24 protein-coding genes and 1 pseudogene are annotated in these 25,232 nt (G+C 38.0%); 7 read left to right on the top strand and 18 right to left on the bottom strand.

Annotation, left to right across the window (positions count from 1 at the left end):
• Nucleotides 1-490: 490 nt before the first annotated feature.
• Together NOV28_RS11140 and gcvH are read right to left on the bottom strand one after the other, a co-directional pair.
• Nucleotides 491-787, bottom strand: coding sequence for a VanZ family protein (locus NOV28_RS11140; protein WP_369413229.1), 297 nt, complete (start codon nucleotides 785-787; stop codon nucleotides 491-493).
• 55 nt (nucleotides 788-842) lie between these two features.
• Complete coding sequence (gene gcvH, locus NOV28_RS11135; RefSeq protein ID WP_255931093.1) at nucleotides 843-1,220, bottom strand: glycine cleavage system protein GcvH; 378 nt, start codon at nucleotides 1,218-1,220, stop codon at nucleotides 843-845.
• 320 nt (nucleotides 1,221-1,540) lie between these two features.
• Between gcvH and NOV28_RS11130 the strand changes: the two genes are divergently transcribed.
• Nucleotides 1,541-2,827: an aldehyde dehydrogenase family protein gene (locus NOV28_RS11130; protein WP_255931091.1), complete on the top strand. Its 1,287-nt coding sequence runs from the start codon at nucleotides 1,541-1,543 to the stop codon at nucleotides 2,825-2,827.
• Between the two features lie 53 nt (nucleotides 2,828-2,880).
• On the opposite strand, the gene NOV28_RS11125 is transcribed toward NOV28_RS11130, so the two are convergent.
• The gene (locus NOV28_RS11125; protein WP_255931089.1) at nucleotides 2,881-4,626 is read right to left on the bottom strand and encodes an ABC transporter ATP-binding protein; all 1,746 of its coding nucleotides are present in this window, start codon (nucleotides 4,624-4,626) and stop codon (nucleotides 2,881-2,883) included.
• Between the two features lie 12 nt (nucleotides 4,627-4,638).
• A complete protein-coding gene (truA, locus tag NOV28_RS11120; RefSeq protein WP_255931087.1) occupies nucleotides 4,639-5,373 on the bottom strand; it encodes a tRNA pseudouridine(38-40) synthase TruA in 735 nt (244 codons plus the stop codon).
• Between the two features lie 61 nt (nucleotides 5,374-5,434).
• Here truA and NOV28_RS11115 point away from each other — a divergent pair, with 61 nt between their 5' ends.
• Entirely contained in the window at nucleotides 5,435-5,929 is a 495-nt protein-coding gene (locus NOV28_RS11115) for a metallophosphoesterase family protein (protein WP_255931085.1), read from the top strand.
• Between the two features lie 86 nt (nucleotides 5,930-6,015).
• On the opposite strand, the gene NOV28_RS11110 is transcribed toward NOV28_RS11115, so the two are convergent.
• The 3 genes from NOV28_RS11110 to cdd form a co-directional block, all read right to left on the bottom strand.
• Entirely contained in the window at nucleotides 6,016-9,054 is a 3,039-nt protein-coding gene (locus NOV28_RS11110) for a choice-of-anchor I family protein (protein WP_255931083.1), read from the bottom strand.
• Nucleotides 9,055-9,172: 118 nt separating this feature from the next.
• Entirely contained in the window at nucleotides 9,173-10,072 is a 900-nt protein-coding gene (locus tag NOV28_RS11105; protein WP_255931081.1) for a Ppx/GppA phosphatase family protein, read from the bottom strand.
• A 47-nt stretch (nucleotides 10,073-10,119) separates the two neighbouring features.
• The gene (gene cdd, locus NOV28_RS11100; protein WP_255931079.1) at nucleotides 10,120-10,599 is read right to left on the bottom strand and encodes a cytidine deaminase; all 480 of its coding nucleotides are present in this window, start codon (nucleotides 10,597-10,599) and stop codon (nucleotides 10,120-10,122) included.
• Between the two features lie 126 nt (nucleotides 10,600-10,725).
• Here cdd and namA point away from each other — a divergent pair, with 126 nt between their 5' ends.
• Nucleotides 10,726-11,772 (top strand): NADPH dehydrogenase NamA, encoded by a 1,047-nt coding sequence (namA, locus tag NOV28_RS11095; protein WP_255931076.1) that lies wholly within the window; start codon nucleotides 10,726-10,728, stop codon nucleotides 11,770-11,772.
• A gap of 54 nt (nucleotides 11,773-11,826) precedes the next feature.
• On the opposite strand, the gene hemL is transcribed toward namA, so the two are convergent.
• The 4 genes from hemL to NOV28_RS11075 all read right to left on the bottom strand — a co-directional run bounded on the left by hemL (nucleotide 11,827) and on the right by NOV28_RS11075 (nucleotide 15,650).
• A complete protein-coding gene (hemL, locus tag NOV28_RS11090; protein WP_255931074.1) occupies nucleotides 11,827-13,110 on the bottom strand; it encodes a glutamate-1-semialdehyde 2,1-aminomutase in 1,284 nt (427 codons plus the stop codon).
• Between the two features lie 28 nt (nucleotides 13,111-13,138).
• Entirely contained in the window at nucleotides 13,139-14,188 is a 1,050-nt protein-coding gene (locus tag NOV28_RS11085; RefSeq protein ID WP_255931072.1) for a glucosaminidase domain-containing protein, read from the bottom strand.
• Between the two features lie 59 nt (nucleotides 14,189-14,247).
• The gene (locus NOV28_RS11080; protein WP_255931070.1) at nucleotides 14,248-15,159 is read right to left on the bottom strand and encodes a 1-aminocyclopropane-1-carboxylate deaminase/D-cysteine desulfhydrase; all 912 of its coding nucleotides are present in this window, start codon (nucleotides 15,157-15,159) and stop codon (nucleotides 14,248-14,250) included.
• A 161-nt stretch (nucleotides 15,160-15,320) separates the two neighbouring features.
• Entirely contained in the window at nucleotides 15,321-15,650 is a 330-nt protein-coding gene (locus NOV28_RS11075) for a hypothetical protein (RefSeq protein ID WP_255931068.1), read from the bottom strand.
• A gap of 39 nt (nucleotides 15,651-15,689) precedes the next feature.
• On the opposite strand from NOV28_RS11075, the gene NOV28_RS11070 reads away from it, so the two are divergent.
• Nucleotides 15,690-15,869 (top strand): C1orf53 family protein, encoded by a 180-nt coding sequence (locus tag NOV28_RS11070; RefSeq protein ID WP_255931066.1) that lies wholly within the window; start codon nucleotides 15,690-15,692, stop codon nucleotides 15,867-15,869.
• 14 nt (nucleotides 15,870-15,883) lie between these two features.
• Entirely contained in the window at nucleotides 15,884-16,462 is a 579-nt protein-coding gene (locus tag NOV28_RS11065; protein ID WP_380265572.1) for a DUF4136 domain-containing protein, read from the top strand.
• Nucleotides 16,463-16,531: 69 nt separating this feature from the next.
• Here the strand turns inward: NOV28_RS11065 and pafA are convergent, their stop codons facing one another.
• The 6 genes and pseudogenes from pafA to NOV28_RS11035 form a co-directional block, all read right to left on the bottom strand.
• Nucleotides 16,532-18,178, bottom strand: coding sequence for an alkaline phosphatase PafA (gene pafA, locus NOV28_RS11060; protein WP_255931051.1), 1,647 nt, complete (start codon nucleotides 18,176-18,178; stop codon nucleotides 16,532-16,534).
• Nucleotides 18,179-18,373: 195 nt separating this feature from the next.
• Nucleotides 18,374-19,300, bottom strand: coding sequence for a malate dehydrogenase (locus tag NOV28_RS11055; RefSeq protein WP_255931049.1), 927 nt, complete (start codon nucleotides 19,298-19,300; stop codon nucleotides 18,374-18,376).
• Nucleotides 19,301-19,513: 213 nt separating this feature from the next.
• A pseudogene (locus NOV28_RS11050) lies at nucleotides 19,514-19,729 on the bottom strand (T9SS type A sorting domain-containing protein); the annotation flags it as partial.
• A 12-nt stretch (nucleotides 19,730-19,741) separates the two neighbouring features.
• On the bottom strand, nucleotides 19,742-20,005 hold the full coding sequence (locus tag NOV28_RS11045) for a hypothetical protein (protein WP_255931047.1): 264 nt from the start codon (nucleotides 20,003-20,005) through the stop codon (nucleotides 19,742-19,744).
• On the bottom strand, nucleotides 19,965-21,443 hold the full coding sequence (locus NOV28_RS11040; protein ID WP_255931045.1) for an immunoglobulin domain-containing protein: 1,479 nt from the start codon (nucleotides 21,441-21,443) through the stop codon (nucleotides 19,965-19,967). The genes NOV28_RS11045 and NOV28_RS11040 overlap by 41 nt, the downstream gene beginning before the upstream one ends.
• Nucleotides 21,444-21,457: 14 nt before the next feature.
• Entirely contained in the window at nucleotides 21,458-22,228 is a 771-nt protein-coding gene (locus NOV28_RS11035; RefSeq protein ID WP_255931043.1) for a hypothetical protein, read from the bottom strand.
• A gap of 429 nt (nucleotides 22,229-22,657) precedes the next feature.
• Here NOV28_RS11035 and epsC point away from each other — a divergent pair, with 429 nt between their 5' ends.
• On the top strand, nucleotides 22,658-23,473 hold the full coding sequence (epsC, locus tag NOV28_RS11030) for a serine O-acetyltransferase EpsC (protein WP_255931040.1): 816 nt from the start codon (nucleotides 22,658-22,660) through the stop codon (nucleotides 23,471-23,473).
• A 27-nt stretch (nucleotides 23,474-23,500) separates the two neighbouring features.
• Entirely contained in the window at nucleotides 23,501-24,433 is a 933-nt protein-coding gene (gene cysK / locus NOV28_RS11025) for a cysteine synthase A (RefSeq protein WP_255931038.1), read from the top strand.
• Between the two features lie 35 nt (nucleotides 24,434-24,468).
• On the opposite strand, the gene NOV28_RS11020 is transcribed toward cysK, so the two are convergent.
• Nucleotides 24,469-25,200, bottom strand: coding sequence for a hypothetical protein (locus tag NOV28_RS11020; protein ID WP_255931036.1), 732 nt, complete (start codon nucleotides 25,198-25,200; stop codon nucleotides 24,469-24,471).
• Between the last annotated feature and the right edge of the window lie 32 nt (nucleotides 25,201-25,232).

The raw sequence follows: 25,232 nt of genomic DNA, 5'->3' as shown, positions 1-25,232 counted from the left end.
ATCTCTTTTCTTCCGCTTTTTTTCAGAGAAATTTTTCTGTCGTTTCATTCCCTGATTTGCGTGTGCAAAAGTATAAACTATTTTCTAATTGACCAAATCTTTTTGAGGAAAATTTTAAAACTTTTTTTCGTAAGCCTTAGCTTATCCTCTTTAACCTCAATCAATCTAAATCCTACTTCGCTCCCCGTACAAATCTCTCCGTTTGGGTTTGCAAAGATACAAACTATTTTCTAATGAGCAAACATTTGATTGAAAAATTTATCAAACATGATCTCATAATCTTTAGTCTTCTACTTCGCTCCCTCTTCTCTCGATTTGGGATTGCAAAGATACGCTCTTTTTCTTGATCCTGAAATTTTATCTAAACTATTTTCTTTGGGTTCGTTCAACTTGTTGAATTTCTGTTACAAAAATTTAAACTACCTAAAATATCGTCCAAAAAAAAATCCCACTCCTAAGAATGGGATTGGATTAATAGTCCTATTAATATTCAAAAACTCATGCGTTTTACTCGAACAAATATAAAGTAACCTATTAGCACGCCAATCGTGTCAGCTACTAAATCCAGGCCTTCCAACGATCTGCCCAAACCCATTTCATCTTGTAGAATTTCGGTTAAAAGCGCATAAATCAACATGATTTGTATAAAAGACATAAATTTTATTTTGGGAAAAGTTGCCATAAAGCAAAATCCCAACATGGTGAAGATACTTAAATGTAAAACCTTATCAATACCCTCAAACATAAAAGGATATTCTTGGTTTTCTACTCCTGGCTTGAGGAGCATAAAAGTAAGAAATGCCCAATAAATGGGCAAAATCTTACTAAATGTTTTTGATATTTTATCCAAGTGATTCTTGATATTGTTCTGCTGTAAGTAATTCTGCAGCATCTGCACCTTCGGCAACTTCTAATTTGATAATCCATCCTTTACCATAAGGATCGGTATTGAGTAATTCTGGTTGATCTTCTAGATCTGAATTAAACTCTATAACTTTTCCTGATAATGGCAAAAATAGATCGGAAACAGTTTTCACAGCTTCTACACTTCCGAAAACATCACCACCTGCAAGTTCATCATCTACAGAATCTACATCTACGAAAACAATATCGCCCAATTCACTTTGAGCAAAATCTGTAATTCCGATAGTTGCGATGTTTCCTTCAACTCTAACCCATTCGTGGTCTTTGGTGTACTTTAATTCCGACGGTGTATTCATTTTTTATTAAATTTTATTTTTTCAAAAATACTTAAAATTATCATAATCTCAAATCTTTCAAAAAGAATTTATCTAAAAACTTATTATTTAATACCACTTCAAAATGTAGAATCATATTTCAATACAATTCTTCCGCAGAAATTTACATTCATAAAAAAAAACAATCAAGACATAACACAGCAAAAACTAAAATCAAATTCTACTCTTATATATATTATGATTAAAAATACTTTTTCTGCTTTTAGTATATTTGTTGCTTATGAAAACGTGATCCCAGAAACGGTTCCGTTTTATTTTTTTTAATCTTAAAAAAAGGATAAATGAATTTAAACAATAAATTAGCAAAAGCTCAGCAAACATTTGAAGAATGGAGAACAGTTCCTTTTGCCAAAAAACAACAATTACTCTTAAAATTAGCAGGTTTGCTTGAAAAAGATGCAGAAAAGTTCGGCAAAAACATCACCAAAGAAATGAACAAACCCATCTCCCAATCAATTGCAGAGATCAAAAAATGTGCATTGATGACGAGATATTACGCCGAAGCTGAAAATATCCTGAAACCCGAAAAAATCAAAACCGAATTTCGTGTTTCGGAGGTTCACTATGCTCCGCTCGGTGTAATTTTGGGAGTCATGCCTTGGAATTTCCCGTTCTGGCAAGTTCTTCGATTTGCGGTTCCGGCGATTCTCGCAGGAAATACGGTAGTTTTGAAACATGCCTCAATTTGTTTCGGAAGCGGAAAAATGATGGAAAAACTCTTTCTTGATGCTGGTTTTCCGAAAGGAATCTTCCAAAATTTAGAAATCGGACATGCGGAAGTGAAATCGGTTTTAGAAAACCCGATTGTTCAAGGTGTAAGTCTGACCGGAAGCGAAAAAGCAGGTGCAGAAGTGGCTTCTATTGCCGGAAAAAACATTAAAAAATCCTTGCTCGAACTCGGCGGAAGCGATGCATTTATCATTTTGGATGATGCTCACCTGAAAAAAGCAGCAGAAAGTGGAGCTAAAGCCCGACTTCAAAACTGCGGACAAGCGTGTAATGCCGCGAAAAGATTTATCATTCAAAAAAATACGGAAAAGGTATTCATGCCGATTTTCATTAAAGAATATCAAAAATACATCCCCGGAAATCCCATGAAAAAAGAAACCAACCTCAGTGGAATGGCTCGTCCGGATTTGGCAGATGAATTGGAAAACCAGTACAAAAAAGCGATAAAAAACGGCGCAGAAATCATTTTGCCATTAAAAAGAATTTCCGAAACCCAATTTCAACCGGGATTAATCAAGGTGAAACCCGGAAATCCTATTTTGAAGGAAGAACTTTTCGGACCACTCGGAATGGTAATGATTGCAAAAAATGATCAAGAAGCCCTGAAAATCGCCAATGACATTCCGTTTGGTTTAGGAAATGCGGTGTGGACAAAAGATAAAAAACGTCAACAGTTTTTCATTGAAAATCTGCAATCCGGAACAGTGAGCATCAATAAAGAAACCAGTTCCGATCCGCGACTTCCGTTTGGTGGCGCCAAATCTTCGGGTTACGGAACCGAACTTTCGATGATTGCCTTGAAAGAATTCGTCACCGCAAAAACTGTGGTTGGAAATTAATTTCATCATTAAAAAAACAAAAAAGATCGGCTCAACTCAGAACCGATCTTTTTTTATTCACTTTCCTCAACTTCATGTTTCAGCTGGGCTTTGTACAATGTTGCGTAATAACCATTTTTGTGGAGCAATTCCATGTGTTTGCCTTCTTCCACAATTTTTCCGTGTTCCATCACAATGATTTTATCGGCTTTTTCAATAGTCGAAAGTCGGTGAGCAATGATAATTGAAGTTCGGTTTTTGGTGATTTTTTCCGTTGCTTTTTGGATGAGTTTTTCACTTTCATGGTCGATGGAAGAAGTAGCTTCATCGAGAATTAAAATTTTCGGGTCGGAAAGATAAGCTCTTAAAAACGATAACAATTGTCTTTGTCCCAAGGAAATCGAGGAACCTCTTTCGCGCACCACATAATCGTAACCGCCAGGAAGACTCATGATAAAATCATCTACCTCAATTTCTTTGGCAATTTTTCTTATTTTTTCTAAAGTTACAGTTTCGTCACCAAACGAAAGATTTTCGAAAATACTACCATGGAAAAGGAAAACATCCTGCAAAACGACTCCAATATGACTTCTCAAATTATAAAGTTCATAATCTTTCAGCGCGACATCATCCAAAAGAATTTTCCCGGAATTAATATCATAAAGTCTTGTAATTAAGCTGATAATCGTCGATTTTCCTGCGCCGGTTGCTCCTACAATTGCTACGGTTTCGCCTGGATTTACTTTGAAACTGATGCCTTTCAAAACTTCTTGTTTCTCATCGTATGAAAATTTCACATCTTTAAATTCAATTTTTCCGTCGAATTGATGCTTAACGACTTTCCCGTTGTTGGTTAATGAAAAATCTTCGTCCATAACGCCTAAAACTCTTTCTGCACCTACAATTCCTCTTTGAATATTATTAAAACGATCCGCAATTTGTCGAAGCGGACGAATCAACATGGAAATATATTGAATAAAAGCGATCACCACACCGGCCGAAATCGTAATATAACCACCATAAAATAAGACAAATCCGATGAAAAGGGAAGAAATCAGTTCGACCACCGGAAAAAAGAGTGAGAAAATGAAAACCGTTCTGAGCAAAGCGGATTTCAAAGTGATGTTGATTTGATCAAATTTTTCAAATTCTGCCTTCTGTCTGTTGAAAACCTGAATAAGCGTCATTCCGGAAAGTCTTTCCTGCACGAAGGAATTTTGGTTTGCGGTCCAAGTTCGTTCATCCGAGAAAGCTTTTTTGAGTTTTTTCTGGAAAAATCTCGTAATCACGACCATCAACGGAAGAATTGCCAAGGAAATGTAACTCAAGTGCACATCAACTTGAAACATCATGACCAAAACGAAAACGATCCTTAAAATATCTCCGAAAACCATCAAAAAACCATCAGTATAAACTGTTGAAATCGTTTCTACATCGCCAACTGCACGCGTTACAAGTTGCCCGATTGGAGTTTTATCAAAGAAAGAAGTTTTGAAATAAATGAGTTTATGATAAAGCTTTTCCCGAATATCGCGAATCACATTTTGGGAAATATAATTGGAAAAATAAACCAAGAAAAAATTGAGAATCGTTTCCCCAAAAACCAAGGCAATTAAAAGATAAATATGCTTCATCATCGAAGCTTTATCTCGCAATTTAATGATATCGGAATCTACAATTTGCATCGTAAGATACGGTCGATATGTAGAAATCACCGATAAAAAGATAGAAATAATTAGGGTAATAATAAACCATGTCCGGAATTTCATACCGATCACGAACAGTCTTTTAATAATATCCCAGGTATTTTGTTTTTTCATTTTAATGTTATCTTACTCAAAATTGTAGCCTACATCCACCAAAAAAAGTCCTTGCGCAGGCGCCGAAGTACCCGCTGAATTTCGGTTTTTCTCTTCGATGATGGTTCTTAAATGTTCGGGTTTTATTTTTCCGTTTCCAATTTCCACCATCGTTCCTACAATGGCACGCACCATATTTCTCAGGAATCGATCAGCGGAAATGGTAAATTTCAATTCCGTTCCATTTTGTTCCCAAAAAGCTTTATAAATTTTACAATTATTGGTTTTGTTATCGGTGTGAAGTTTTGCAAAACTCGTGAAATCATTGTATTCAAAGAGGATTTTGCAGGCTTCATTCATTTTATCGACATCCAATTTTCTTTTCCACATTTGCCAAGAATGATCCAGCGTAAACGGATTTTTTTCTAACGAAATATAATATTCATAAGTTCGAAAAGTCGCATCAAAACGAGCATGAAAATCTTCTTTCACCTCGAAAATCTTTTTCACAGCGATGTCTTGAGGTAAAAAACTATTGAGTTTATATACCAATTGATCATCTAACACTCCATCGAAATCAAAATGAGCAAACATTTTTTTAGCATGAACTCCCGTGTCGGTTCTTCCCGCACCGGTGGTTTTGATGTTTTGTCGCAACAAAGTTGAAAGTGCTTTCTCCAATTCTTGCTGAACGGAAATTTCCTTGGGCTGTATTTGGTAGCCGAAATAATTCTTGCCTTGATAAGAAAATTCTATGAAATATCTCATTGATGCAAATTTCTAAAATTTAATCCGTAAAATTCAAGAAAAATCGAGTAATTTGCTTTCCATGAAAAAGATTTTGCTCCTCTCCGATACTCATTCTTATATGGATGATCGAATTTTAGATTACGCTTCACAAGCCGATGAAATTTGGCATTGCGGAGATTTTGGAAATTCGGAAGTGATTGAAAAGCTGGAAAAAATTACCACTTTGCGCGGCGTTTACGGAAATATCGATGGAGAAAAAGTAAGAAAAATTTTTCCGGAAGTTGCTCGTTTTACTGTTGAAAATGTGGAAGTTTTAATGATTCATATCGGTGGTTATCCCGGGAAATATTCGCCTTTAGCTAAAAAAGAAATCGCTGAAGAATCGCCAAATCTTTTTATTTCAGGACATTCTCATATTTTGAAAGCGATGTTTGACCAGAAAAATAATTTACTTCACCTGAATCCCGGAGCTTGCGGAAAAGAAGGATGGCACAAAACCCGCACGATGATGCGTTTTGAAATCAACGGTGAAAAAATTGAAAACCTCGAAATCATTGAACTGGGAAAAAGATAAAATTCTGAAGGAAAATTTCATTAAAAATTAAAAAAAACGAGGATTCCCAAAAATGAGAACCCTCGCTCGATTGAAAAAAATAATAATTATTTCACAATAATTCTCTTCACGATTCCTTCTGAAGTTTTCACCAAATAAACTCCGGTGTTGAATTTAGAAGTATCAATAGTTTTTGCTTTTTGAGATTTTTGAACAAGTTTCCCTGTCACATCATGAATTTCAATATCAGCTTCTCTGTTAAAATAAACCAAGCCTTTCGGTGCTGGATTCGGGAATATGCTGAAAGTTTTCGCGTTATTTGAAACATTGTTCGAAGCCAGTACATCATCATTAATTTCATAAATCGTCAAAGTTCCGCTGATTTCGTTGGCAATTACTATGTAGCCTTTTCCGGTTGCACTTTCGGTTTTCGGAATGTAGATAATTCCTTCCGCACCGTTGTCGCCACCGTATGCAGAAGTGCTTCTGGTGTTTTTATAATCAACAAAAACAGGCGCATTTGGATTCGTAATGTTATAAACCATCACACCGCCTACTCTTTCCAAAGAAACAAAAGCGAAAGTTTGGTTTGCAATTGTTGCAATCGCTACACCTTCCGGTTCCGGACCTTTTGAGCGGCTTCTATTTTTCGGCGTGTTGCTTTCGTGATCGGCGTTGAAAATACTCGCGAAATTCTGCGCGGTGTATCTTTCGAAATCGTCGCCACTATCGAAAACGATTTGTTTCGTGTCTGCATTAAAAATAGAAAAAGAACGAGAACCAACCGCGTTAATTTCTTCGAAAGCAGAATCTGAATCGGTATTTCCATTCAAATTAGTCACTCTGAATCTTCCTAAATTATGAGAAGCTTTCAAAATTTCAGCTTGTGAAAATACTGCCGCATCTAAATTGTAACTTGATGCTCCAACGGTTGTTCTTTCATTCAAATTGCTGAATTCTTTTTCGTCACCTTCGTTCGCTGTTACGATATAATTAGTTCCGCCAACGTTGTAAGTAGCAATGGCATCTGGAATATAAAAAGTTTTCACAGGCCAGTTTGCGATCAAAATTTCGTTGTTATTATCGGAAGCATCGAAACCGTTTCCTGGCAAACTCATATCTTTTTTACCTAAAGGCCAAAGTGCAGCGATGGTTTTGGTATTCAAATTAATTTCTGCAACGGCATTATTTTCTTGAATGGTTACAAAAGCTTTCTGATTATCGGCACTCACCGCGATATATTCCGGCTCCAAATCCTGAGAAAGTGTACTTGAAGCTTTCAATTTTCGGATTCCGGAAGCTATTAATGAAGCTTCCTGAGCATTAAAATCAGTAAATAAAAGCGTCGTCACATTCGCTTGAGAAAGATTAGAAACTCCACCAGAAATATCGATAATCGAAACCGAACCTTCTGGATCAACGGAATAATCAGCGTTTGGTTCGCCTTCATTTGCAGTAAGAACTTTGGTTCCATCTGGTGAGAAAGTAATCATATCAGGCAAAGCTCCAACGGTTACTTGTTTTAAAAATGTTCCATTCGTATCAAAAAATACGACAGAACCATTATTTTGAGGAGTCGAATTCGGAGATGCAACAGCTACAATTCCATTTTTTACCGCTACACTCGTTAATCCACCATAAGAATTCATATCAACTGAATTCACAACCGATGGCGAAGAAGGATCGGAGAAATTAACAATATCTAAAACTCCTGTAATTGCGCTTGTAGTAAATAATTTTTTCGAAATCGGGTCGTGAACTACAATTTCTGTCGTGCTGTTATTTGCTCCGGAAGGATCAAAACTTCCAACATAATTTAAGGAAATCTGATTGTTCGGAACTGGTGCCAATTTATCGTTGTCAATAATATAAATTGTAGAAATTAAACTTCCAGAAACCGTTGTCCCTACAGGATTTTCTAAACTTAAAACAAAGTATTCCGCTTGTTGCTCTTCTAAATTATCATCAGTAATTGGAATAGAAATGCTGTAAGTTGAAGGACTAGAAGGCGTAATATTAATAGTTTGTGTAGCCAAAGTGAAATCCGCCGAATTCGCAGTGCTAAAAGGCGCAGCTTTCACCGCCAAATCTACCGAAGCATTCGAAGGTGAATTGACATTAAGATCAAAAACAAGCGAACCTGTATTTTCATTTACTTTAATGAAATTTTTAGCAAAAGAAACCGACGTTCCGGCTGTAGTAAAACTGCTTGAACCTCCTGAAACTACTGCGTTATCGTTGAAATCTTCCACCAAATTAGGTTTCAAAGCGAGGTAATAAACCTGATTGACATTCAAACTTAAAGAAGGAATTACCGTGATTTCGTTGTTAGCAAAAGTTGTAGTGAACGGTACCAAACTTCCGGTTAAATTTCCGGCGCGAAGTTCCACAAGATTTTGCGCATTGGCATTGGTAATTGCTGAATTATCGATGAGTCGAACGCTTTCATTAAATTTAACTATCGGCTGTACCGCAGTTGAAATATTGGTTGCATTATTTACAGGCGTGTAAGTTACAACAGGAGCAGTAGTATCGGCACCTCCAGCTACAGTTGCGTCTAAAGTGAAATTATCAAATCGATTATTCCCTGCGGAACCACCCGGATTTGCAGAAAATTCAACTCTTAATTGAAAATTAGGATTATTGGAAACATTGACAACACTTGAAAAATCTAAAGTTTGCAAAGTTGGGTTTCCGTCCACTGGAAGAATTGTGGCAAATTGTATGAAGTTAGTTCCATCAACGGAATACGAACAAGTTTGAGTTCCCGCTCCGGATCCGGATCTTCTGGTAGTGAATTTCACCACCACATTTTCGTAGCCGGTTGTTGGTAAATCGAATTGTAATGCGCCACCAATCGGATTATTGAAACGCAAATGAGTTCCTGATGCATCACCGTTTCTGGCGTTTAAATTTTCAACATTAAAATTCTGGCCAGTTCCGCCAGCAAAATCGATGATACTTGTACCACCGGCAATAGCTTGCAATTTTGCTCCGGAAACCAATGCAACATTGGGAGTTGTGATGGCCGCTTCGGATGAATTGTTGTTAAAATTCCAGTGATGCACCAAAGTTTGTGCATTCACCGACTGAAAACTCAGCGAAAAAATAACCGGAAAGAGTTGAATCAGATAAAGTTTTCTCATTTTCTTACTTTTAATTTAAATTTCCACAAAAATCAAATTAAAAAGGAAGAGAATGTTTAACACAAGTTTAAAGAATTGTGAATAATAGGTTGTTTAGGATTTATTAATACCGAAAAATTTAGGGTTTAGTAATGGTTTTCTTCTTCAAACCATCAAAAATACTATGAATCAACCCATCAGCAACTGAAATTTTCGGAACAAATATTTTGCTGATGTCACTCCAGTTCATCACATTATTGAAAATTTCCAAAGCTGGAACCAAAACATCAGCTCGATCCTCGCGCAAGCCGTATCGGCTCATTCGTTCAGGCACCGAAAGTTCGTTCATTTCTTTGTAATATTTTTTCAGAAAAGCAGTCGACATTGGTTTCCCGTCTTTGGTTTTGCTCATCGAAAATATTTTGTTGATATTTCCGCCAGAACCTATCGCTACGACAGGTTTTTTGCTGTTGATGTTTTTTCGGATTTCTTCTTTCATTTGCTTCCAATGATCATCGGTCACCAAACCATTGAGCAATCGAATGGTTCCGATATTGAAAGATTTCTCATAAATCATTTTTCCGCCTTCGTAGAAAGTGAGTTCGGTAGAACCACCGCCAACATCGATGTACAGATACGCAAAATCCTTATCAAGGCCTTCTGCAACATGGTTTTCATAGATCAAAGTTGCTTCTTCATCACCGGAGATAATCTCGATTTCAATTCCTGAAGCTTTTTTTACTTCGTTAATGATTTCCAAACCGTTTTTTGCATCGCGCATCGCACTGGTAGCACATGCTCGGTAATGATCAACCTGATAAATTTTCATCAAATCGCTGAAAATTTTCATCGAATCGATCACCATTTTTTCACGTTCCGGACCTATTTCTCCCTTCGCAAAAACATCCATTCCCAAACGCAAAGGAATCCTCAAAAGATTGAGCTTGGTAAATTCCGGTTTGCCTTTTTTGGGTTCAATGACTTCATTAATCAAAAGTCGGGCTGCATTGCTCCCGATATCGATGGCTGCAATTCTCATTGTATTTTCTTTGAAATTACGAAGGATAAATTTAAATAAATAGAAACTTAAAGGTAAGAAGAATCAAACGAAAACGGCAATAAATCTCGAATTGTTTTGGTTTTGTAAATCTCGCCACCTAAGGAGGCAAAATAAATTTCGATTCCTTCTTTTTGTTTGGCTTCATACTCCAATATCGATTGTCGACAAGCGCCACATGGCGGAATCGGAACGGAATGAACAGCATCTTTCGGTGCTCCAATCACAAATAGTTTTTTCATTTTCATCCCAGGAAAATTTGCTGCCCCCCAAAAAATAGTGGTTCGTTCTGCACATAAACCAGAAGGATATGCCGCATTTTCTTGGTTACTTCCGCTGATTATTTCTCCGTTTTCTAAAAGTATAGCGCATCCAACATGAAAATCAGAATAAGGAGCGTATGCTTTTTCGCGAATCTTTTGGGCGGCATCGAAAAGTTTTTTTTCGGTCTCATCTAGACTGTTGTAGTTTTCGATGGTCTCAAAAGTAATTTTAAATTCTTTTTCCATTAAAAAAAATTGGGGAGTAAAGATAAGAAAATTTGCGAAACAGCATTGCTAAACTTTGTAATGAAAGGAAATCCAAAAATGAGAAAAATACCGTTAATTTGTACGTCAAATTTTAACTTTAAAAATATGCTATATTCACCTATAAAACTAAGAAACCTCGAATTGAAAAACCGCTGGGTCATGTCGCCGATGTGCATGTATTCCTGCGAAAACGGAATGGCCAATGATTTCCATTTTGTGCATTATGCGAGTCGTGCACAAGGCGGAACCGGACTCATCATCGTGGAAGCAACCGGCGTAGTTCCCGAAGGCAGAATCACCCATAAATGCATGGGAATTTGGAATGATGAGCAGGCAAAAGCGCTTTCAAAAATCGTGAAATTTGTCCATGAAAACTCCGAAAGCAAAATCGGAATTCAACTAGCGCACGCGGGAAGAAAAGCTTCTACCTGGAACGGAAAACAAATTTCTCTGGAAGAAGGTTGGGAAACCGTGGCTCCATCGCCGATTCCTTATTCCGAAAGCGAAAGAATTCCACATGAACTTTCCGTGGACGAGATTAAAAATTTGGTTAAAAGTTTTAAAGAAGCTGCAAAACGCGCCATCGATGCAGGTTTTGATTTGATTGAAATTCACGCTGCGCATGGCTATCTTGTTCATCAGTTTTTGTCGCCTTTATCGAATACGCGAACCGATGAATACGGTGGAAGTTTCGAAAACAGAAGTCGGTTTTTATTAGAAATTGTTGATACCGTGAATGAAATTTTAGATGAAAATCATCCACTTTTCGTAAGAATTTCCGGAACCGAATATGCCGAAAACGGTTGGGATTTGAAACAAAGCATTGAACTTTCTACAATTTTAAAAACAAAAAACGTAGATTTAATCGACGTTTCAAGTGGCGGAAACATTCATGGCGCGAAAATCACTTTGTTTGATGGTTACCAAGTTCCATTAGCAGAATCCATTAGAAAAAAAGCGGAAATTGCAACCGGTGCTGTTGGATTAATAAAAACAGCAAAACAAGCTGAGGAAATTTTACAAAATAAACAAGCTGATCTGATTTTTGTCGCCCGCGAAATTCTTAGAAACCCTTACCTACCAGTTCGGGGTTCTTTTAAAAATAACGACAATTGCTTTTTCCCGCATCAATATGAAAGAGCGAAACCTTAATGAAATTTTAAACTTAAAAAAAGCCAACTGAAAAATTTCGGTTGGCTTTTTTATTTATGAATACTCAAACTTGCGAATCACTTCCAAAGTTCGGTCGATTTCATTTTCCTTAATCGCGGCAGAAATAAACCACGTTTCGAAGCCACTCGGCGGCAGGTAAATTCCATTCGCCAAAAGATGATGAAAGAAATTATTGAACAACGAATGATTGGCATTCGCCGCTTCCTCAAAATTAGAAACCGCATTCACATGGAAAAAGATGCTCATCATCGAACCTTTTCTGTTGATTCGGTGTTCTATATTTTTAGAATTTAATATTTTCCCGATTTCAAAATCAAGGGTTTCCGCAGTTTTATTGAGGTTTTGGTAGAGATTTTCATCTTTTCTGATCAATTCCAAAGTCGTCAAACCCGCTCTCATCGCCAAAGGATTTCCACTTAAAGTTCCCGCCTGATACACGCCGCCTTTCGGAGCCAGATGATCCATAATCTCGTTTCTACCGGCAAATGCTCCCACCGGAAGTCCGCCACCAATCACTTTTCCGTATGTTACCAAATCAGCTTTCACATTGAAAACTTCTTGCGCACCGCCAAAAGCCAAACGAAAACCGGTCATCACCTCATCAAAAATCAGCAACGCACCATTTTCATCGCAAAGTTTTCTTAAATTTTGAAGGAAATTATTCTCAGGCAACACACAGCCCATGTTTCCGGCAACTGGTTCTACGATAATCGCAGCAATTTCACCCGGATTGTGTCGGAATAAATCGGCAACTTGTTCAGCATCATTATATCTTGCGAGCAGTGTATCTTTCGCGGTTCCGGCGGTAACTCCCGGAGAATTTGGGTTTCCGAAAGTTGCAGCACCACTTCCTGCTTTAATTAAAAAAGAATCGGAATGTCCATGATAGCAACCTTCAAACTTGATGATCTTATCTCTTCCCGTGAAACCTCTTGCCAAGCGAATGGCGCTCATACAAGCTTCTGTCCCCGAAGAAACCATTCTGATTTGGTCGATATTCGGAACATTTTTTACAATCAATTTAGCGATTTCGGTTTCCAATTCGGTTGGAGTTCCGAATGAAAATCCGCTTTCAGCCTGCTTTTGAATAGCTTCTAAAACTTCAGGATGGGTATGTCCCAAAATCGCAGGTCCCCAAGAATTGATATAATCAATATAGGTATTGTCATCCGCGTCGGTCATATAAGCGCCTTTTGCAGATTTCATAAAAATAGGAACTCCTCCAACAGATTTAAACGCCCGAACCGGAGAATTCACTCCACCCGGAATATATTGATATGCTTCGTCGAATAAAGCTGAACTTCTTTGATATAACATTTTTTAATTAAATTTTAAAGTGGTTGAATTAGCTGCGCGGTTTTTTGCTTTGAAGGTAAATCAGTTGCCCGATTTTGGGTTGATCCCCGAATTCCATTCTGTTTTTCGAATATAATTTAGAAAGCTTAATGCCGAATTTTTGTGAAATATCATGCATCGTCTCTCCTACTTTCGTTTTGTAAGTGGCAACATTTCCGCTTGAAGCTTTGGATTCTAGGAAGAGAATATCGTTTCTCATCAATGCTCCGCTGTCGAGTTCATTCCATTTCATCAATTTACTCTCAGAAATTCCGAATTTTTTGGAAATTAAAGAAAGTTGAGTATCAGCCGGAAGTACTACAAATTTTCTTCCTCCATTCGGATGATTTTTAACTAAAATGGAGTTCAATATTTCGGCATCGGTTTTTAACTCTTTAACGGTTTGTTGCTGTTTCGCATAAGAAGTTTGCTGGTACGGAACTGTTACTGTCGCAGGTTTGGTTTTCGCTTCGCTTTGATCCAATTGCGCCATAAAAATTCGGTCGCTTTCCAAACTTGGATACATTTTCAAAATAGTATACAAAACCTCTTTGGAATTGGTATTATCGAATTCGTAAAGTCTATTCTTTTCGATTTTATCAATTAAAATATAGGCGTAACGCGGGTTTGTAGCGTATCCTGCTTTTTTTAGCCCGTGTGCCCAAGATTTATAATCTTTGATGTCGAGTTTGAAAAGATTGACATAATATTGCCGGAAAGCTAAAAATTTAGAGTGATCTTCATAAGATTCCCGCGGATCATCATACACCCTGAAACATTCATTCGGAGCATCATCGGTATGTTTCATCGTCCTTCCGGTCCAATCTTCTTTGCATTTAATCCCGAAATGATTATTGCCCTGAATGGCAAGACGGCTTTGTCCGCCACCGGTTTCTAAAAGTCCTTGTGCTAAAGTGATGGAAGCCGGAATTTTGTATTTTTCCATTTCCTCTACGGCGTAGGGTGCGAATTTCTGAATATACTGCTCATCGTTTTTCCAGCTTTGCGCTTGGAATTTTGATAAAATAAGTATTGAAAGGATACAAAATATGCTTTTCATAAATATTTTAAATTTTGGACTAATGCCAATGATTTTTATTTTTTTTAAGGTTAAAAACCTCATTTTCCGAATTGGATTAACGCTCTGTTTTTCTTCCTCAGCATTTCGTTGGCTCCTTCAATTCCTTGCAAACCCCCGGTGTGAAATGCCAAAATTCGGCTGTTTTCCGGGAAATAATCTTCTTCGATCAGTTCGAAAATCCCTTTCATCATTTTTCCGGTGTAAATTGGATCGAGTTCGATGCCGAAAGTTTGGTAAAACTCATTGATAAAACGAATATTTTCATCAGTTATTTTGCCGTACCCGCCATCTTGTGCATCGATCAGATCAAAATTTTTCTTTCCGGAAAGTTCTGTAACAGTTGTTTCCAATGAACGATCAATTACCACTTTAAAACCCAAAACCTTCTGGTGTTGCTCTGCGAATCTGGATAATCCTGCGACCGTTCCACCGGTTCCAACTGCGGTGCAAAGATAATCAAAACTTTTCGTTTCATGATTCAGCAGGTGTTGGATGCCTTTCACCGCATTTTCGTTGGTGCCACCTTCCGGAATTATTAATGCGTTGGGAAATTCAATTTGCAAATTTTCGGTGAGTTGATTTTTGTCGCTATAATTTTGTCGGGTGACGAAGCGAAATTCCATTCCGTTTTCGGAAGCGGTTTTCAAGGTTGGATTTTCTTGCCAACGATCATGCAATTCTTCTCCACGGATGATGCCCAAAGTAGGAATTCCTGATTCTTTTCCCAAAGCTGCAACAGCTGCAATATGATTGGAAAACGCGCCTCCGAAAGTGATAATAAAAGGTTTTTCCAGATTCGTTTCTAAATAATGATTGATGTTGTAGAAGAGTTTCCAGAATTTATTCCCAGAGATTTTGGGATGAATGAGATCTTCTCGTTTGATGCAAAGCGTGATGTTCTTTGCTAAAGGAATTTGAATAATGGGAATTTTGATTTCCGGGATTTTCATGAAACAAATTTCGGGGAAATATTTTGATTAATAACGAAATTTTCAATTGGAAAACGAGTTGCGCCCCGGATTGAACGGCATGTTTGAACTCTTTTTGTAAACCTAGGGAAAGCTAGGAACAAAAAAGCGAGTAGTGAAAGCCGGAAATGTGCGCCAAAAAATCATATTAAAAACTTCAAAAAACTCCACCATTTTCTGGTTTCGAGGTAATTGAAATCGTTTTCCATCGCATAAGCTTCGCGCTCAAAAGAGATGGATTTGTAAGCTTGAAAAGAATTTTTGAGCCGGAAAAACCAATAATAATACTCGATTACATACCATAAATAAAAGAAAACAATGAAGAGCTCGAGCTGCTGCCGAAGGTGAATTTTCTCGTGATTGATGAGCATACGATCGTGGCGCGACGCATCTTTCCGCAGAATAATAAAGGGAAAAATGGTAATCGCTGAAATTTTCGTATTTTTGAGAAGCCGTTGACAAACCATTATCATTTAACAAAGATAAAATTTTCAGTCATTTTGATTTAACCCATGAGCGAAAATACCATCAAAGAAAACGAAGATTATTATTATAACGAACAGGGGTACAAAGTTTTCACTGAGAAATTCCACCTGAAGCGTGGCTATTGCTGCAAAAGTGGATGCAAACATTGCCCGTATGGTTATGATAAAAAAACCGACCGTTTTATAAAACCGATTAAAAAAAATTAAATAAAATATTGGCGATGAAATCAACAATTACCGAATACAGCAAAAATAATTTTAAAGCGATGAGCAAAAAATATTTTTTCCTATTACTAGCTTCGGCTACTTTGGGATTAACTTCCTGCAGCCCTTTCAACGTGAAATCTGATTACGCAGAAACCGCAAACTTCAATACTTACAAAACGTATAAACTGAGAATCGATGATTTGAAACTCAATGACCTTGACAAAGACCGCGTTTTGAATGAAGTTTCCAAACAATTGCAAACAAAAGGAATGAGCGTTTCCGACACACCGGATTTGATCGTAAATGTTAAAGCCAACCACAAGAAAATTCAGGATGTACAAAGCACGAGACCTTACGGAATGTACGGTTGGGGCGGACCTTTCGGTTGGGGAGTTGGAGTGAACAGAACTTGGACTTCCAACTATAACCAAGGTGCTTTGATCATAGATTTAATTGATGCAAGAACGCAAAAGTTAGTTTGGCAAGGTACCGGAAGCGGAATTTCGGTAGATTCTCCAAAACAGAAACAAAAACAAATCCCGGAAATTGTTTCGGAAATCATGGCAAATTATCCTCCACAAAAAGGAAAATAGTTTTTTTAATGTTAATAAAAAAAGAACGCACTGAATTTTCAATGCGTTCTTTTTTTTGATGTATTAAATTTACTTTCCTAAAGCTTCCACAATCGGGTTTCCGATGTTTCCACTTGGGAATTGTATTCTGAGTAAAGCTGATAAAGTCGGTGCAATATCGGTCATGTTATATTCTCGGTTGCTTTCTCCGTTTTTGAAGCCATATCCCATGAAAATCAACGGAACATGGGAATCATAAGAGTTCCAAACGCTGTGTGTAGTTCCGGTTTTGGAATAAGGCGGCAACATCGAATCGTGGGAAACCAATTGAATATCACCACTTCTTTGCCAGTTGTAACCATTAATAATTCGAGATTTTATCGGTTCCGGAATAGGTGATTGCCCAATCTTTTTCAGATTCACAGCAAAAAGAACAGTTTGATCTTTATTCAACTCATCCACTAAATAATCCGCAACTTCTTCTGCATTGATTTTATTGGCTTTCATGTAATTTTGGTCCAAATAAATCTGGTAATTATCAATGGCAATGATGAGTTTATCGTATTGATATTTTAATTTCAATAATTGGTTGAGATCTTTCTCTGCGTTATCGCCAAAGAATCCGGTTGCCATTTTATGCTCTTTCATGAAACCTTCCGAATGAGCGCCACCATGATCTGCTGAAAGAAAAACGGTGTATTGCCCCTTCCCTACTTTAGCGTCCAACATTTTGAAGAAATCAGCCAAATCCAAATCGAGTCTTAAATAAACATCTTCTACTTCGATGGAATTAGGTCCGAACTTATGCCCCGCGTAATCGGTTGATGCAATATTAATCGCTAGCAAGTCAGTTACATTATCTTTTCCCATTTGTTCACCATCTAAAGCAGCTTCCGCAGCTTTCAGCGTTAAGGTAGAACCAAAAGGCGTATATCGGATATTGTCTTTTTTGGCTTGATAATCCTGAGCCAAATTGCTGTAAGGAAACGTCGGAGTTTTCGCACTTCCGAGCAAGCCTTCCCAAGCAGAATTGTCAGGTGAACTTTCGGTGTATTGATTGATCGGGAGCAAAGTATTCCATCCGTTTGCGATCAGTTTTTCTGGTAAGTTCTGCGCATTGAAATTCTTTAACCATTGTGGCAAATCGTTCATATAATAAGAACTCGTCACAAAGTTTCCTGAAGAATCATCGAACCAGAAAGCACCCGTCGGATTATGCCCCGCCGGAAGAATCGAAGCGCGGTCTTTCAAAGAAACGCCTACCACTTTTGCCTGAAAATTAGTCGCCAATCGCAACTCATCAGTAATCGTGGTCGACCATAGATTTTTCGGAGAATGGCTTCCCACCTTTTTATCGGTAGTCCCCACAGGCATCACGCTTTCGTCCGTGGTGCAATATACATTTTTCCCGGTCGTTTTGTCGGTCCAGTCGTTTCCTGCAATCCCGTGAATCGCCGGAACAGAACCTGTATAAATAGAAGTATGACCTAAAGCAGTAACCGTAGGAACATAATTAATATGAACATTATTTAAGGAATATCCTTCATTTAAAAGCCTTTTGAAACCGTCGTTTCCGAATTTATCGTAGTAGCGGTACAGGTAATCCCAACGCATCTGATCGATCACCAAACCTACCACCAGCTTAGGTCTTTCGAGTTGGGAAGTTTTATTTTTCTGAGCATTCATCCCGAAAACGGACATGAAAACTAGGGCTAAAATTTGAATTTTTCTGGACATGATTTTTACTTTTATTAAAGAATTACAAAGATAAGAGGTTTGTAGAATAATGAAGTTAAGTTCCTGTTAAATCCTTTCAATTCTATGAAAATAAAATATTTTCAACTTTAATTTTAAGTTCATTAAAGGAATAGAACATAAAAAAACCTTCCAGATTATCTTTCCGGAAGGCAATTTATTTAATGAGAGAAATTTTTAGAATTTCAAATCTCCGTTTACTTCTCTTACTGCTTTTGCAGCTTCTGCGAATTTCGCTTTTTCTGCGTCAGTTAAAGTGATGTCTACGATTTTTTCAACACCATTTGCACCGATAATTGCAGGAACACCCAAACAGATATCGCTTTCGCCATACTCGCCATCAAGCATTAATGAACAAGGAATCATTTTCTTTTGATCGCAAAGGATAGATTGTACCAAAACAGAAACCGCTGCGCCCGGCGCGTACCAAGCGGAAGTTCCCAACAATTTGGTCAATGTAGCCCCGCCAACTTTGGTTTCTTCAGCAACGTAAGCTTGTTGCTCTTCATTTAAAAATTCGGAAACAGGCACTCCGTTTCTTGTTGCTTTGCTCAACAATGGAAGCATTCCGGTGTCGCTGTGAGCCGCGATTACCATTCCGTCAACGTCTGAGATTGGGCACTCTAATGCTTCTGCCAAACGATATTTGAAACGTGCAGAATCTAACGCTCCACCCATACCGATGATTTTATTTTTAGGTAAACCTGAAGTCTTGTGAACCAGGTAAGCCATAGTATCCATTGGGTTAGAAACCACGATGATGATAACGTCCGGAGAATGTTTCACCAAATTTGCAGTCACTTCTTTCACAATTCCTGCGTTGATTCCGATAAGCTCTTCTCTGGTCATTCCCGGTTTTCTTGGAATTCCGGAGGTGATTACGGCTACTTTGGAACCTGCGGTTTTGCTGTAATCTCCGGTAGTTCCGGTGATTTTGGTATCAAACCCGTTTAATGAAGCGGTTTGCATCAAATCCATCGCTTTGCCTTCAGCAAAACCTTCTTTGATATCGACTACAACTACTTCTGAAGCGAAATTTTTCATCGCAATGTATTCAGCACAGCTTGCACCTACTGCTCCTGCGCCTACAACGGTTACTTTCATATCTATTATTTAATTTATTATAGTTTAAAAATAATCAACAAAAAGGAAAATTATGTCTAAAAAATCCTTTGATGTCTTAGGACAAATTTAAGAAATATTGAAGTGGTGGGCAAAAATGATGATGCAAAGTTTCGTAAAAGTTTTATGCTCTCAATAGATTGGAATAAAAAAAGACTGCCTTGTGTGGCAGTCTTCATTTAAAATTTAAAATGATTACTTTTTAATAATGAGTTTTATTGTTTTTTCTTGTTCAGAAGTTTTCACTTTCACCAAGTATAAACCACCTGCAAGGTTATAGTTATTTACATTTAAACTTGCGTTATTTCCGTTTCTCATCACTTTATTGCTATAATCTCCGACGAGTTTTCCAGATGCATCATATAAGTGTACAACCACTTCAGTTCCTGCTTTTGCATCGAATTTAACATTAAACTCGCCATTTTAAGGGTTAGGATAAAGAACGATTGCATTAGCAGTTTCAGGGACGATTGCTTGTGGCTGAGCTGTCGATGCGCTAGTTTCACCTTTTGCAGCCTGAGCGCTTGGACAAGGACAAGTAAGAAGTCCGTTGTTTACTTTTCCACCATCATAGTTATTATTGATGGCATCTACAATTCCATTAATTTCCGAAGCGCTGTAAGGTGAAGGTTCACCACCTAAAATTTTATTCGCCCGCCAAGACTTGATTAACAGTCCAGTTTGCAAAAGTTCCTGAATTCACGATCAAATCACCAAGATGCGAAGTACTCGCTGAGAAATTAGGATCGTAAAGATCGAATCTTACATTCAAGGTTAAAGCAACCACTTGGCCGGCTAAAACATTTGCATAAGAACTTCCAGGATTGGTCATCGTAGTTGCATTTAATGCTCTCGGAGTTGTTCCACTTGGTAAGAAATCGTCAACTGCTTTTGCAGATGTAAGTTTCAAGAATCTTGAACCCGATCCAATCACAAGACCTGTTGGGAAAGCGCCTGCGAATTTTGTATCTCTATATTTACCCCAGTTATTTCCGGAAGCTTTTGCGCCCCAACCTCCTTGAGTTACAGTGGTGAATCCACCGCATGAAGGCGCTTTAATTTCTCCGCTTGCAGTTGCTTTACAACCATTCGCATCAGTAACAGTTACGCTGTAAATACCAACTCCTAAATTCGCGGTAGAATCTTCAGAACCATTTGACCAAAGATAGCTGTAAGGTGCAGTTCCGCCGTTTGCTGTTGCAGTAACCATAACAGTTTCGCTACTACATGTGATTGGCGGTGCAGAAAGTTGAACTTTTAGTGGATCGGGCTGTGTAATGGTAATCGATTGAGTATCGCTACAGCCGTTGGCATCGGTTACTGTATAACTATGAGGTCCTGCTATTGCTGTAAAGGTTCCAGTTCCTACATAAGGAGCTTTTCCGCCAGAAGCTGATACGGTAACAGTAGATTGACCTCCATTACAAAGAATTGGTGTATATTCCACTTTAATCACCAATTTATCCGGTTGAGAAATCACAATCTCTTTAGTATCGCTACAGCCGTTGGCATCGGTTACTGTGTAACTATGAGGTCCTGCTATTGCTGTAAAAGTTCCGGTTCCTGAATAAGGGGCGGTGCCACCAGAAGCTGATACGGTAACTGTCGATTGGCCACCGTTGCAAAGAATTGGGGTAGCTTCCACTTTAATCACCAATTTGTCCGGTTCGGAAATCACAATCTCTTTAGTATCGCTACAGCCGTTAGCATCGGTTACTGTGTAACTATGAGGTCCTGCTCCTACTGTAAAGGTTCCGGTTCCGGTGTAAGGAGCTTTTCCGCCAGAAGCTGATACGGTAACAGTAGATTGACCTCCATTACAAAGAATTGGGGTATATTTCACTGTAATTTGTGGAGGAGTATTCACTGTAGCAATAACGGGTACTCTTTCACTTTCACAGTGCGTCTGCTCATTAAAGCATGAAGCATAGAAAGTAGTTGTGGCACTGATATTCGCAGTTAAAGAATTCCCGTTGATAGTAATATTACCACCGGTTGATAAAGGATTAGCCGAATCGGCTTGTGCATACCATTTAACCTGAGTGCCTGTACATTCTGCTGAAACAGTTACGTTACCAGGTCCACAGCTTTTACCAGGTGTCACATTAGGGGTATGGGGTTTCATATTGAATGAACCACTCACAAAATCTTGGAGCGATGCACTAAGGGACTGCGAATTTCGAGTTTCCAAAATGAAACTTGAAAAAAGTGTGAAAGTCCTGAGCCAGGAGAAATATCAACATATCCTTCAAAAAAAGCACCGGTAGCGTAAGTATTGGCAGGAGGAATTCCTACACTTGGCACATTATCACCTTGATAACTCCAGCCGGGATAAGTAGGTGTTGGCTGATAAATGGCATTTACAAATGCATTTCCTGTGGTTCCTATTTTATCCAATGAACCGTCACTACCACCGGAGCCAACCCATCTGTAGATATTGAGATCTACATTTCCACCACCATTAGTAAAATGGCTGAGTACCAGTAAATCGCCCACTGCATGTTCCGGAGAAAATGTTCCTCCTGGATTTTTTTGGGTTCCGTTGGTAAAGAACCAAAAACCAATGGCTGCATCTCCATTGATGGCGGTTCTGTCTGCTGCAAAATAAATCTTATTGTCTATTAAAACCACGGCTGCGTTAGAAATATCGCCTTTGCTATTGGTATTTCCTAAAACCCATGACCACGAGCTAATAAGACCAGGATCCGATGATCCGCCTGTAAACTGATCATCATTGGTTGCATTTGCATCTCTGGTAAAGTTTTTAATAGTATGTCCATTCAGGGCTGCTGCCCAATCATCTGTTTTCCCATCAAGTGTGATGTTCTGTGCAAAAAACAGATTTCCATAAAGCACCATTATCATTGATATGATAACAGCTCGAACTGAAAAAATAAAATGATTTTTCATGGTAAATGTGTTTGTTTACTTAATAAGGTTTCATTTATTCTCAATCTTCGGAGGTTCCACTTCATTTCGGTGTTAAATCGAGGGTTTTCAGTTAATCCTATCTCCAGAGGTTAATTAATAAATTTCATTCATTATTAAATAAGGTTATTATTAGCATCAAAGTTACACCTTGTCAACTTCAAAAAAACCCGTTTTTTAACGGTATTTTTCATGAAATTTCTAATTAAAAACCACTAGTTAAAAACATAATTGATTACCAGAAAAATACCTTTTCTCTCAAAAAACATAGTAATGAAGGGCATTTCGCAATTTTTATTTTTAATGAAAACCAACTAATGATTTTATAAATGATCCCGGTTGATTTTTATTACCTTACATCAACAGATTTGGTTAAATTCTTGTATACCTTTGTTTGAAATTATTCCTTAAATGAGTTTTACCGAGCACCTCCATTTGGGTTATCAAAACAGAAAATTCGATATCGACAAAAGGAAAACCGAAGATTTTATCGATCGGTTTTTCCGTTTTATCTTTTTCTTGGAATACCAACGTTGCTCAGATATCACACAGATCGAGGAACGGCTGAACGCTTTCAAGGCGGAGTTCACAGAAATTCTTTCGTGCGTCATGAAAGGTCAGGAAGCTGTAGAAAGTGAAGTTTTCTTTGCAAAATTCTCCGATATCTACAGGATGCTCGAAAAAGATGCGCAATACATTTGCGAAAATGATCCTGCTGCACAGAATATGGAAGAAGTAATGTTTTCCTATCCCGGTTTCTTTGCAATCGCCGTTTATCGCTTTGCTCATGAGCTTTTCATCAACAATGTTCCGCTCATTCCAAGAATTTGGACAGAATTCGCACACAGCAAAACGGGAATCGATATTCATCCTGGCGCAGAAATTGACGAAAACTTCTTTATCGATCACGGTACCGGAATCGTCATCGGCGAAACCACCGTCATCGGCAAGAAGGTGAAAATTTATCAAGGCGTAACTTTAGGAGCACTTTCCGTAACGAAAGATTTGGAGCATCAAAAAAGACATCCAACCATCGAAGATCACGTGGTGATTTATGCGAACGCAACCATTCTCGGCGGAGAAACCATCATCGGCGAAAACTCACTCATCGGTGGAAATGTTTGGATCACAGAAAGTGTGGCACCAAATTCGGTGGTCTTTCACAAAGGTCAAGTCACCGTGAAAAACAAATTACCGGTGAATGAACCCATCAATTTCATTATTTAAATAAAATTTAAAATAAATATTCTCATCATGAAAATTAATAATGTTTTAGAAGCCATTGGAAATACACCACTCGTTAAGATCAATTCTATTTTTGATAAAAATGTGGAAGTTTGGATGAAACTCGAACGTCAAAATCCAGGCGGCAGCATCAAAGACAGAATCGCTCTTTCTATGATCGAAAAAGCTGAAAAAGAGGGCGAAATAAATAAAAACACGCTGATTGTAGAACCTACTTCCGGAAACACCGGCGTTGGATTGGCAATGGTTTGTGCAGTAAAAGGATATCAACTCGTTTTGGTAATGCCCGAAAGCATGAGTGTGGAACGCAGAAAATTGATGTCATCTTACGGCGCTAAATTTGTGCTGACTCCGAGAGAACTCGGAACTTCCGGAGCGGTGAAAAAAGCATTAGAAATGGCAGAAACCCTCGAAAATGTCTGGATTCCACAGCAATTTGAAAATGCATCCAACCCTGAAATTCACCAAAAAACTACCGCTCAGGAAATCCTCAACGATTTCCCTGAAGGATTCGATTACCTCATCACAGGAGTGGGAACAGGCGGCCACATCACTGGTGTTACGCAAGTTTTGAAACAGCAATTTCCTAATTTAAAAAGCTTCGCTGTAGAACCAAAAGATTCACCGGTTATTTCTGGTGGAAATCCTGGTCCGCACCCGTTGCAAGGAATCGGAGCCGGATTTATTCCGAAAGTTCTAGATACCGAAATCCTTGATGGCGCAATTCAAGTAGAAAAAGAGGAAGCTTACGAATTCACCAAAAAATTAGCGAAACAAGAAGGAATTCTCGCGGGAATTTCGACTGGAGCTTCTTTGGCGGCGATCAACAAAAAACTTTCCGAAATTCCGGAAGGATCAAAAATTCTTACTTTCAATTACGATACCGGCGAAAGATATTGGTCAGTTGATGGACTTTTCGAAGAAAACGCTTTCGAATTTTAAACAAAAAAAAATCCTGTTTCGGCAGGATTTTTTTATTAAAATAATTTCTGACATTTCGGGCAAATGTAAATTTTTCGGTTATTTTCCGAAGAAATTTTCACTTGAATTTCCGATTTATCTTTCGGGCAAATTTTCTTGTCAAAAATCAGCGCTTTTGCGTTGACCTCATCATTTTTATATTGTTCCACAAGTTCATCTGCGTAATTTACTGCGCTTATGATGAGGAAGATTATTTTCTTTTCAGGAATATTTTTCACCAAACTTTCCGGATGAATTTTCGCCCGATAAAGCGCTTCAGTTCGCACCAAATCACCGAATCCGACAAAAACATTTTGATTCATCAAAGCATTTCCGATATTTTCGTCCGCGAAGCTTTGTTGAAGTTGACTTAATGCCAATTCACCATCGAATTTTTGATTCAAAATATCCGTTGGAAATTGGAAAAAATCAGTCGGTTTTCCTTGATGAATTTGGGTTTCGCAAGAATAAAAATTGATTTCAGAATGTGGAAAATGCAGAGAAAAATCGGCTTCGGTTTTCTTGCTTTTATTCACCAATAAACTCCCGGAATTCTCAAAATTCATACTCAAAAAGAAATCATTAAACACAAAAAATATCAAATTTCCGAAAGAATTGATGTCGATAATTTTGATAAAATCAATCGCAGAAAAATCGGTTCCCGACTTTCCGGTAGCGCGCGAAACGGTTTGTCCCTTGAATCGCTGCAATTTGTTTTTCAGAAAAACGATGAAAGAACCTTCCTGCATTTTTGGTGAAATTTGATGTTAAAATAATAGGA

This window comes from Kaistella montana (genome assembly GCF_024436175.1).
Taxonomy (GTDB): domain Bacteria; phylum Bacteroidota; class Bacteroidia; order Flavobacteriales; family Weeksellaceae; genus Kaistella; species Kaistella montana.
The sequence above is the reverse complement of the archived record's forward strand: the minus strand, read 5'-3'. Positions and strand labels throughout refer to the sequence as shown.

Coding starts and splice junctions, on each gene's coding strand:
- NOV28_RS11140 (WP_369413229.1), bottom strand. CDS start 787: ATGCTCCTCAAGCCAGGAGTAGAAAACCAAGAATATCCTTTTATGTTT.
- gcvH (WP_255931093.1), bottom strand. CDS start 1,220: ATGAATACACCGTCGGAATTAAAGTACACCAAAGACCACGAATGGGTT.
- NOV28_RS11130 (WP_255931091.1), top strand. CDS start 1,541: ATGAATTTAAACAATAAATTAGCAAAAGCTCAGCAAACATTTGAAGAA.
- NOV28_RS11125 (WP_255931089.1), bottom strand. CDS start 4,626: ATGAAAAAACAAAATACCTGGGATATTATTAAAAGACTGTTCGTGATC.
- truA (WP_255931087.1), bottom strand. CDS start 5,373: ATGAGATATTTCATAGAATTTTCTTATCAAGGCAAGAATTATTTCGGC.
- NOV28_RS11115 (WP_255931085.1), top strand. CDS start 5,435: ATGAAAAAGATTTTGCTCCTCTCCGATACTCATTCTTATATGGATGAT.
- NOV28_RS11110 (WP_255931083.1), bottom strand. CDS start 9,054: ATGAGAAAACTTTATCTGATTCAACTCTTTCCGGTTATTTTTTCGCTG.
- NOV28_RS11105 (WP_255931081.1), bottom strand. CDS start 10,072: ATGAGAATTGCAGCCATCGATATCGGGAGCAATGCAGCCCGACTTTTG.
- cdd (WP_255931079.1), bottom strand. CDS start 10,599: ATGGAAAAAGAATTTAAAATTACTTTTGAGACCATCGAAAACTACAAC.
- namA (WP_255931076.1), top strand. CDS start 10,726: ATGCTATATTCACCTATAAAACTAAGAAACCTCGAATTGAAAAACCGC.
- hemL (WP_255931074.1), bottom strand. CDS start 13,110: ATGTTATATCAAAGAAGTTCAGCTTTATTCGACGAAGCATATCAATAT.
- NOV28_RS11085 (WP_255931072.1), bottom strand. CDS start 14,188: ATGAAAAGCATATTTTGTATCCTTTCAATACTTATTTTATCAAAATTC.
- NOV28_RS11080 (WP_255931070.1), bottom strand. CDS start 15,159: ATGAAAATCCCGGAAATCAAAATTCCCATTATTCAAATTCCTTTAGCA.
- NOV28_RS11075 (WP_255931068.1), bottom strand. CDS start 15,650: ATGATAATGGTTTGTCAACGGCTTCTCAAAAATACGAAAATTTCAGCG.
- NOV28_RS11070 (WP_255931066.1), top strand. CDS start 15,690: ATGAGCGAAAATACCATCAAAGAAAACGAAGATTATTATTATAACGAA.
- NOV28_RS11065 (WP_380265572.1), top strand. CDS start 15,884: ATGAAATCAACAATTACCGAATACAGCAAAAATAATTTTAAAGCGATG.
- pafA (WP_255931051.1), bottom strand. CDS start 18,178: ATGTCCAGAAAAATTCAAATTTTAGCCCTAGTTTTCATGTCCGTTTTC.
- NOV28_RS11055 (WP_255931049.1), bottom strand. CDS start 19,300: ATGAAAGTAACCGTTGTAGGCGCAGGAGCAGTAGGTGCAAGCTGTGCT.
- NOV28_RS11040 (WP_255931045.1), bottom strand. CDS start 21,443: ATGAAACCCCATACCCCTAATGTGACACCTGGTAAAAGCTGTGGACCT.
- NOV28_RS11035 (WP_255931043.1), bottom strand. CDS start 22,228: ATGAAAAATCATTTTATTTTTTCAGTTCGAGCTGTTATCATATCAATG.
- epsC (WP_255931040.1), top strand. CDS start 22,658: ATGAGTTTTACCGAGCACCTCCATTTGGGTTATCAAAACAGAAAATTC.
- cysK (WP_255931038.1), top strand. CDS start 23,501: ATGAAAATTAATAATGTTTTAGAAGCCATTGGAAATACACCACTCGTT.
- NOV28_RS11020 (WP_255931036.1), bottom strand. CDS start 25,200: ATGCAGGAAGGTTCTTTCATCGTTTTTCTGAAAAACAAATTGCAGCGA.